This is a genomic window from Moorena sp. SIO3I6 (assembly GCF_010672095.1).
Genome location: NZ_JAAHHU010001750.1, coordinates 1 through 1,020 on the forward strand (window position 1 = coordinate 1; position 1,020 = coordinate 1,020).

The following is a 1,020-nucleotide window of genomic DNA, read 5'->3' on the forward strand; positions in this document are numbered from 1 at the left end:
TGCCGAGATTGCCGATTGGATCAGTGAGTATTATGGAAAATGCGATCGCTTATTTCGCCTTCCTTTACATGAACCCATGAACGCTTTCACCCATATCACCGATGTGGGCTTAACAGGGGGATACCCAGGTTACAGTACAGATCAATTAAGGAAGCATTGTGATCTGAAGTCTCCAAAGTCTAAAACAGCTTTACTCACCTTTGGGGGATTAGGGTTGGAACAAATTCCTTACCATAATCTATCTCGATTCCCTAAGTGGCAGTTTATCACATTTGACTCTCAAGCACCAGATTTACCCAATTTACTAAAAATCAAGGGTCACGACTATCGACCAGTGGATTTCATGCCCTTGTGCTCGCGAGTGATTTCCAAACCGGGGTACAGTACTTTTGCTGAAGCCTTACGCCTGGATATACCTATTTCTTCAGTTACCCGCTCGGGATTTGCTGAAGCCGCTATCCTAATAGAAGGGGTGCAAGACTACGGTCACCACCAGATTTTAACACCGACAGAATTTTTCCACGGCAAGTGGGAATTCCTCCATCACACTCCCAAGCCTCCCAGAAAATCTCAAAGCTTGGTAAAGGATGGAACAGACAAGATTGCTAAAGATATTGTTAACTACCTCCAGACTCTCACTAAATAGCCTAGATAGCCCCTGCCATGATATCTACCGTAGATTCGCTTATAGAACAGATCCAGAATAGCCACAATTCTATCCCAAAGTCCATCGACACACCAGAAACCTCTACTATTGAAGAGGAAACCTCTAAAGAGCAGACCTCTTTCCCCAGCCTAGAGTTGGCAGCACGAGATGTTCGTATGGTACTTGATCAACAAAGGGAGCGCAGTCAAACCTTGACCACAAAGCTCAATATCTTGTTTGTCACTAATGGAGCCTTGTTAACGAGTTTAACCATCTCGGGACTAGTATTTTTCCGCAGTCCCTTTGGTATTGCTGAGATACTGGGATTTATGCTTAATTTTACCCTACTAATCCGTGCTTTTCTCCCGCGTCAG

At 44.4% G+C, this 1,020-nt stretch carries 2 pseudogenes; both read left to right on the forward strand.

The features are described 5' to 3' along the window. A pseudogene (locus F6K49_RS52840) lies at nucleotides 1-646 on the forward strand (glycosyl transferase); the annotation flags it as partial. Nucleotides 647-663: 17 nt separating this feature from the next. Beyond that, nucleotides 664-1,020, forward strand: a pseudogene (locus F6K49_RS52845) (hypothetical protein); the annotation flags it as partial.